This is a genomic window from Coprococcus sp. BIOML-A2 (genome assembly GCF_009875795.1).
Lineage (GTDB): Bacteria > Bacillota > Clostridia > Lachnospirales > Lachnospiraceae > Coprococcus > Coprococcus aceti.
Genome location: NZ_WWSI01000009.1, coordinates 55,351 through 63,398 on the forward strand (window position 1 = coordinate 55,351; position 8,048 = coordinate 63,398).

General features: G+C 41.0%; 11 protein-coding genes. 9 read left to right on the forward strand and 2 right to left on the reverse strand.

The window, feature by feature from the left end:
- Positions 1-69 precede the first annotated feature (69 nt).
- From GT575_RS14105 to GT575_RS14140, 8 genes are all read left to right on the forward strand, one after another.
- Positions 70-258: a hypothetical protein gene (locus GT575_RS14105; protein WP_015540713.1), complete on the forward strand. Its 189-nt coding sequence runs from the start codon at positions 70-72 to the stop codon at positions 256-258.
- Positions 258-1,349, forward strand: a complete 1,092-nt coding sequence (locus tag GT575_RS14110; RefSeq protein WP_117739262.1) for a site-specific integrase — start codon at positions 258-260, stop codon at positions 1,347-1,349. Before GT575_RS14105 ends, GT575_RS14110 begins: the two co-directional genes overlap by 1 nt.
- Complete coding sequence (locus GT575_RS14115) at positions 1,339-1,674, forward strand: plasmid mobilization protein (RefSeq protein WP_015540715.1); 336 nt, start codon at positions 1,339-1,341, stop codon at positions 1,672-1,674. Before GT575_RS14110 ends, GT575_RS14115 begins: the two co-directional genes overlap by 11 nt.
- On the forward strand, positions 1,664-2,806 hold the full coding sequence (locus GT575_RS14120; protein ID WP_117845757.1) for a helicase RepA family protein: 1,143 nt from the start codon (positions 1,664-1,666) through the stop codon (positions 2,804-2,806). Before GT575_RS14115 ends, GT575_RS14120 begins: the two co-directional genes overlap by 11 nt.
- A gap of 95 nt (positions 2,807-2,901) precedes the next feature.
- Positions 2,902-3,135, forward strand: coding sequence for a hypothetical protein (locus GT575_RS14125; RefSeq protein ID WP_015540717.1), 234 nt, complete (start codon positions 2,902-2,904; stop codon positions 3,133-3,135).
- A gap of 83 nt (positions 3,136-3,218) precedes the next feature.
- Positions 3,219-3,446 (forward strand): DUF5348 domain-containing protein, encoded by a 228-nt coding sequence (locus tag GT575_RS14130; protein ID WP_015540718.1) that lies wholly within the window; start codon positions 3,219-3,221, stop codon positions 3,444-3,446.
- Between the two features lie 303 nt (positions 3,447-3,749).
- On the forward strand, positions 3,750-5,180 hold the full coding sequence (locus GT575_RS14135; RefSeq protein ID WP_118587866.1) for a MobA/MobL family protein: 1,431 nt from the start codon (positions 3,750-3,752) through the stop codon (positions 5,178-5,180).
- Positions 5,181-5,197: 17 nt separating this feature from the next.
- The gene (locus GT575_RS14140) at positions 5,198-5,575 is read left to right on the forward strand and encodes a TnpV protein (protein WP_118587882.1); all 378 of its coding nucleotides are present in this window, start codon (positions 5,198-5,200) and stop codon (positions 5,573-5,575) included.
- Positions 5,576-5,781: 206 nt separating this feature from the next.
- Here the strand turns inward: GT575_RS14140 and GT575_RS14145 are convergent, their stop codons facing one another.
- Positions 5,782-6,630, reverse strand: coding sequence for an ABC transporter permease (locus tag GT575_RS14145; RefSeq protein ID WP_003864628.1), 849 nt, complete (start codon positions 6,628-6,630; stop codon positions 5,782-5,784).
- Between the two features lie 24 nt (positions 6,631-6,654).
- Positions 6,655-7,335 carry an ABC transporter ATP-binding protein gene (locus GT575_RS14150; protein ID WP_040466133.1) on the reverse strand — a complete coding sequence of 227 codons (681 nt, stop codon included), beginning with the start codon at positions 7,333-7,335 and terminating at the stop codon, positions 6,655-6,657.
- 216 nt (positions 7,336-7,551) lie between these two features.
- Between GT575_RS14150 and GT575_RS14155 the strand changes: the two genes are divergently transcribed.
- The gene (locus tag GT575_RS14155; RefSeq protein WP_161172257.1) at positions 7,552-7,977 is read left to right on the forward strand and encodes a helix-turn-helix transcriptional regulator; all 426 of its coding nucleotides are present in this window, start codon (positions 7,552-7,554) and stop codon (positions 7,975-7,977) included.
- Positions 7,978-8,048: the final 71 nt, after the last annotated feature.

Here is an 8,048-nt window from a genome sequence, read left to right on the forward strand (position 1 = left end):
ACAGGGAATACCTGCTGGAACTTCATTCGGATAGAACGGCAATCAAAAACGAAAGAAAGGACTGATTATATGAAAAACAGATTTATTTGTGCCGAAGAAGTGGCACAGGAACTAAGCGTATCAAAGCCGTATGCTTACAAGCTAATCCGTCAGTTGAATGAGGAACTGAAAGAAAAAGGCTTTATTACTATTTCAGGACGGGTAAACCGCCAGTATTTCTATGAAAGGCTCTACGGAGCAGGAAAGGAGGATGAATAATGCCGGTATTCAAAAACGAGAGCAATGGAACATGGTATGTGATGGCGAGATATGTCAACTGGAAAGGCGAGCGTAAGCAGAAATGCAAGCGTGGATTTTCTACCAAGAAAGAAGCACAGGAATGGGAGCGAATGTTTCAGTTGCAGAACTCCTCTGATATGGATATGAGTTTTGAAGCTTTTACCGAACTGTATATCCGGGATATGAAAAGCCGTCTGAAGGAGAATACATGGCTGACAAAGGAGCATATCATCCGCACAAAGATTTTACCTTATTTCGGCAAGTTGAAAATCAGCGAGATTTCTACAAAAGAGGTTATCGCATGGCAGAATGAGATGCTTGCCTATCGGGACGAAAAGAAAAAGCCATACTCACAGACCTATCTGAAAACGCTGCACAATCAGTTGTCCGCTATCTTCAATCATGCGGTGCGGTATTATGAGCTGCGTTCCAATCCAGCCGCTAAAGCGGGAAATATGGGAAGTGAGGAACACAAGGAAATGCTGTTCTGGACGAAAGAAGAATACAAGAAATTCTCATTTGAGATGATGGACAAGCCTGTTTCCTTTTACGCTTTTGAAATGCTCTACTGGTGCGGCATCCGTGAAGGAGAACTGCTGGCACTGACCGCCGCTGATTTCGATTTTGAGAAAGAAACGGTCAGAATCAATAAGTCCTATCAGCGATTACACGGCGAAGATGTGATTACCACACCGAAAACAAAGAAAAGTAACCGCATCATCAAAATGCCGAAGTTCCTATGTGAAGAAATGCAGGAATATTTGCAGATGCTTTACGGATTGAAGAAGAAAGACCGAATCTTTACAGTCACAAAAAGTTATCTTCATCACGAGATGGACAGAGGTGCGAAAGCCGCAGGCGTAAAACGAATCCGTATCCATGATTTACGGCACAGCCACATCAGCCTGTTGATTGATATGGGATTTTCAGCGGTGGCGATTGCAGACCGTGTAGGGCATGAAAGCATTGACATCACTTACCAGTACGCTCATCTGTTCCCGTCAAAGCAAACGGAAATGGCAGATAGATTAGACGATTTAGGGAAAGGAGAGATTGAAAATGTCAGCTAAGAACAGAGATAACAAAAACCGTTGGAGAAACATCACAGTAGGGTTTCGGGTATCGCCCGAAGAAAATGAACTCATTAACAAGGCAGTTGCCTTATCGGGACTGCCAAAGCAGGAATACTGTTACCGCCGCTGTCTGAATCAGGATGTAGTGGTACAGGGCAATCCCAGAATATTCAAGGCACTTAAAACGGAACTTGCCACTGTGCTCACAGAATTAAAGCGGATTGAAGCAGGAAACGGTGTGGATGAAGAACTGCTGAATGTCATTGAACTGATCGCTGTTATTATGGGCGGTCTGAAAGGAGAGGACGAGGATGGAAAATAAAAAAGAAAAGACTGCCCCGGATGTATCTGTTGGCGCAGATACGGAGCAGCCAATTCGTAAAAACACTACAAGTAGTATATCCGAGAATGGTGGAAATATCAAGAGTTTTGAGGAATTGCAGAGAGAAATGCAGTTGCGATCAGACCCGTCCTATCTCCAGACAATCTCCATGAATGAACTGTTTGACACACAGTATCGGAGTAAGCAGCCGTTGATTGACGGTCTGCTCTACCCCGGCACTTATATCTTTGCAGGTTCGCCCAAACTGGGGAAGAGCTTTCTGATGGCACAGCTTGCCTACCATGTCAGCACAGGTACACCGCTTTGGAATTATACCACCCGAAAAGGAACGGTGCTGTATCTGGCACTTGAGGACGATTACCGCCGCTTGCAGGAGCGTCTGTACCGGATGTTCGGGACAGAAAGTACCGATAATCTTTACTTCTCTGTTTCTGCCAGCCAGCTTGGAAATGGACTGGATGAACAGCTTGCAAGATTTGTGGCAGAGCATAAGGACACGAAGCTGATTATCATTGATACGCTTCAGAAAGTGCGTGAGGTTGGCGGCGATAATTACAGTTATGCAAATGATTATCAGATTATGGCAAGACTGAAAAGTTTTGCGGATGCTCACGGACTTTGCTTACTGCTCGTACACCACACGAGAAAGCAGAATGCGGATGATAAGTTTGACATGATTTCCGGGACAAGCGGACTGCTTGGGGCGGCAGACGGAGCGTTTCTTCTTCAGAAAGAAAAACGGACAGGCAATGCCGCAACACTGGAAGTATCGGGCAGAGATCAGCAAGACCAGAAGCTGTATCTTATCCGCAATACAGAAACATTGTTGTGGGATTTGCAAAAGGCAGAAACGGAATTATGGAAAGAACCGCCAGAGCCGTTACTGGATGAGATTGCGGAGCTTGTTATGAAAGACAATCCTTATTGGGAGGGTTCTCCAACGGCACTTGTTGCACTGATAAATGTGGACATTCAACCTCATGTTATTACAAGAAAGCTGAATGTTCTTGCAGGAAGGTTGTATGCAGAGCATGGGATTCTCTTTCGGAGTGAGCGTGTCCATGAGGGACGGAAACTAAGGCTCTGGAAAGACAATACAGAGAATGCGTGACAGTACGTGACGGTTGTGACGGTATTTTTGACAGCGGGGCGGTATCAAAATAACCGTCACGACTGTCACATACCGTCACGGAAAGGATGGATAAGATGGGAAATGTGCAAATATCACAGGAATTATTTATGCAGTTGCTCCGCTTTCACTTGGTTGAAGATGGGAGCTGTGAGAAAGAAATCAAGCAGGGATTGGAGAAAAAACTGGACAGAATGGTCATGCGTGACCTGTATGGAAAATTTAAAACTGCTCCGACAGAGGAAGAACGGGAACGGGCGAGAAAAGAGTATCTGGACAGACGTGGAGTGCCGGAGAGTTTCCGATGGTAATTCTTCCTTGGTGATAAGAACAGGAGCGTGGCACGCCCCTGTTAAGCATAGACAAGGAGAAATCTGGAAAGGAGAATCATGCAATGAGAGAAGGAAGATTAGGTTATAACTGTGAAAATGGAAGATATGGATTGCTGTCAATGGACTTATGGATTGATACGGGATTTCACTGCGGAGAGTGTATGGAAGTTCTGGTAGATGATCAGTGGGTAAAGACCAGGATGGAAATGAATCTGGCGAGGGAATGGTATCTGGTGGGAACGCCCTATTGCGGTGATCTGGAGTATGTACGGGCAAGGATACCGGAATAAATCAGACAGAAAAGTAAAGAATCGGTTTGGTGTCAGAGATAAAAAATAAGCCCGGATACGGGCAAATAAAAAGGGCGGATACGCCCAAAATAAAAAGTCCAAGCCGGAACATGACAGAGGAAGATAGCACCTTATAAAGCCCTCGGCGTTTGAGAGCGAAATACACCCATCGCACAAATCAGAGATTTGTACTCAGGGTATTTCGCCCTGCCGGGAGCTATTTGTGCCGGAAACGGCAGTTAGTTCGTAAACAGGTGCCTATGCACCTACTCACAGCAAAGCAGGCGAGAGCCGGAAAGGAGAATGCTTATAGGCAGACATTCATTTATCAGACAAAACAAGCTGTCTGATGTGGCAGGAAGAATTGATTATATTTCCAATCCGAAAAGACAGGAACATCTTTATGCGACCTATCAGACAGAGGGAGCAACACCAGAGTTCTGGAAGAATCTTGCCAGAGAGAATCAGTTGGATTTTAAAGCAAGCGGAACAACAGGGAAATGTATTGAAGGGCGGGAGTTTATTATTGCACTTCCTGAAAGTTTTGTTGAGTACAAGGCAGATGATGTGGTAAGGCTTTTTACAGACAGCTTTCATAAAGGGTATGGTGTGGAATGCAGTGCAGCACTTCATCATAACAAAAAAATGACCAATTACCATATTCATCTCGTATTCAGCGAACGGAAAATGTTAGAACATCCCGAAGTGAAAATTGCTACCAGAAATATGTTTTATGATGAGCAGGGCAAGCACAGACGCACGAAGAAAGAGATTTTAGATGAGCAGGGAAATCTTCGGGCAGGATGCAGCATTATTCCCAAAGGGGAGGTTTATGAAAGCCATATTTTTACAAAGAAAGATGAGTGGTTTAAGAGCGATGCGTTTACCAGAGAAGTTAAGGAGATGTTTACGGAAATCATTAACAGCCATGTGAAAGAAGAATCCGAAAAACTGTCTGTATTTCAGCAGGGCGGCGTGTATCTGGCAACAAAGAAAATTGGGAAGAACAACCCGAAAGAAGCAGAGATACGGGCGGACAATGTGGCAAGGCAGGAATGGAATCGGACGGTAGATGTAGCATTGGTTGAGGGTGTTCCCGAAGAAGATATTTTGACAATTAAGCGTGAGAAAATCACAGACAAAACATTGCAATCTATACGGACACATGGTTGGTTGCCAGATATGTTTCAGCAGATTATCCGTGGTGCAAAAGACTTCTTACAGGAAATGATTTTCAAGTTTAAGCTGCCGCCGAAGCCAGTACCGAAGATTGATTTACAGGAATGGAATGATATGCGGAAGCTGATGGAGAAACTTCAGAAGCAGTCACAGGCAATGAAATCCACACAGCAGGAGATTTCCTCATTGAAGAAACAGCTTTCCGAGACAACTGGATTTTTTAAAGGGAAAGCACGGAAATCTTTAGAGGGCAAAATTGAACAGTCAGAGAAACAGGAAAAACGTATCCACACGGATATGGAGCAGACTGTAAAACAGGCAGGATATCCAGATGTTCAGTCCTTTGCAAAGACATATCAGAAATCGGAAAAACTGGTCAGGGAATATAATGAGGAGCTGCGAGCATGGAAAAATCAGACAGAACCGAAAAAAGAGAAGCTATCAGAACCGTCGAAAAAGGCAAGCATACGGGAAAAATTGCACCGCTATCAGCAGGAAAGCAGGCAACAGCCAAAACAGACAGCAAAGAAGAAATCAATGGACAGAGGACGATGAGAAAGGTGGAACAGAAAATGAAGAAAACAATTTTTGAAGAAATGGGCGGCACTTATGTAAGATGTGGGGATTACTTTATCCCCAACCTTACTTTGCCGGAGGAAGAAGAACCGAGATTTGTTGGAGTATGGGGACAAAGACATTTGCAGTATTTGAAAGAATACCGCAGGAATGTATATCTGGATCTGATGATGAGCGGCAGACTGAACAGTTATCTGGTAGATATAGAGGAACAGGCACAGGAACGCTTTGAAAGAATTGTAGAGCAGATGAAACAGGCACAAGGAATTACAGAACGGTTAAAGGCAGACAATGCGTGGGAGTGGGTAGGCAGGATGAATAATATACAGGCGTGTGCGAGGGAGATTGTAGATAAAGAAATCATTTATCAATAAGGAATAAGAGTGGCGGAAAGCAAGTCTAAAATGGCTTGCTTTTTGCTTTACAATGTAGGCGGCTGATGTATATAATTATAAATCATAAATTCATGAATTTAATATCAGAAGGTAAAAGCAGGCGTATATTGCGACCGTTTTTACCTTCTTAATAAAATCTGTATTAAGCATATTTATAATGCAGGGGACAAAGACTATTAAAGTTACTATTTCAAGTCCTGCTTTCTAAAAATACGAATCCCAATCTTGTAAAACAGAAGAATTTCCAGAATATTGAACAGGCAAAATTCTATGTGGTAAGGAAAGTCTTTGAAAATAAGAGAAGTTTCTTCCTTTGTGCCGAATTCTGATTCAAATAGCAGATAACTGTGAAATTCAGCCTGCGCAAACGGTGATACTAAAACATGAATGTTATTTGCTGTACGGGCAAAACTATCTATTCGTAGAGGGTTTTCCACAATTTCATGAGTGATAGGATCAGTCCAAGTGCTTGATTGATTTAAGCTGGAAACTGACTTTCCACCTAATGTCAACAATGCTAAGGTTAGAATAACTGCAATTCCAAGACTGATAAGTTGCTTATGTGAAATCATTACAATCATAGTGTACAAAGCAGATACTGTGATGATGCACACAAAAGCAATCGCAGCATGAAATGCAAATTCAGTTACATTGACTTTATCACTAAATTCTAATCCAGCAATATTTGAGCTTGTGAAAACAGATAATATATCAGCAACAAAGAGAACTGTAGCACATATGCTACTGACGATTAGTTCGACAATATAAATCTCTTTTCGTGTATATCCTGCGGATATCTTGTTGTTGATTGTTCTGTTTTCAAAGTCACTCCCTAAGTATAACGGAATCAACACTGCCAAAATGATACATATCAGGTCAGAATTTTCCAATAAAAATGTTGTTGTAAAGATTTTGAAACCATATCCATTTAATAAGATTCCATAAACATTGATGGCAATTACTGCGATTACTCCAAGCCATAGAATTGGAGATTTTGCAGCACGCTTTAGTTCCATAGATAAAAGTTTATTCATAGTTTAAGTCTCCTTTCTGCTTTTCTATAAAAAATTTTTGAAGTAAAAAGTTTCTAAATCGGTATCGGCTATTTCTGATGAAGAGAATTCTTGAATTAAAACACCATTTTTGAGGAAACCATAGTGGTTTGCCACTTTTTGAAGTTCGCTTAAGATATGACTTGAAATCATAATGGTAACACCATACTCTTCATTTAACTTTGCGATGATAGCTCTGACATCTTTTATGCCTTCAGGATCAAGTCCGTTAAGAGGCTCGTCTAAAATGAGGAATTGCGGATTTCCTACAAGTGCCATTGCTAAAGCCAGACGCTGACGCATACCTAATGAATAATTCATTACCAGTTTTCGAGTATCTTTCAGATGTACCAGTTCTAATAGTTCAGCAATCTTCGACTTTACTTCCTTTGATGGACATCCACAAATTTTAAGCTGATACTTCAAATTTCCTTTTGCACTTAAGGTAGGATATAATGCAGGTGTTTCAATAATGGCACCGATTTTAATATTTTCAGATTTAACAACTGTTCCTGAGGATGGACTTTGCAAATTAGAAAGTATTCTCATTAAAGTTGTCTTGCCTGCACCATTATTTCCAATCAATCCATAGATAGCACCTCGAGGAATATGAAGGGAAACATTATCTAAAGCGATTGTTTCTTTGTAATGTTTACAAAGGTTTTGGGTTCTAATAATATCATTCATAAAATTCATCCTTTCTAAATCTGTACGGCAATTGCTGTTGTTAATGAAAGTATAGGTTGTTGGAAGAAAAAAATAAAGCAAATAGCCTTTTACAGTTGGATTTTAGAAGGATAAGGTTACTTTACATGCATGTAAAACGATAATATCTTGTGTAAAATACACGATTATGGCATACTTGAGACAGCGCATTATTATACAATGGAAAGGTGAGCTGAAATGACAGTTGCAGAGATGATAAAAAAAACTCGGACTGAAGCAAACATGACTCAAGGAGAATATGGAGCAAAATTTGGTGTTTCAAGACAGACAGTTTCCAGTTGGGAAAATGGAAGAAGTCTGCCAGATCTTCAAATGTTGATTGATATCTGTAACACCTATCATGTTTCTTTGGATAAGCTATTAAACGAGGATAAAGAGTTTGTTGAGAAAATAGATTTTTACAATAAATATAAAAAGGCAATTCGATTAGTGGGCATGTGTCTGTTGGCTGGTTTGCTTATATTTGCAATTGTATTTATTAACTGGAAAATTACAGAAAGAAATATGAATCAAGCATTTGAAATGAATGCAGAGAAATTAGGATTCGTAAAAGGAGAACTTTACGAATTAGAAAAAGACAATGTTCGGTATCGACTGTGTTGAGTGTTATTTTTAAAGCAACTTTCTCACTATTTTATATTTGATTTTGTTGCGTTAACACTGTCACTGGTCGT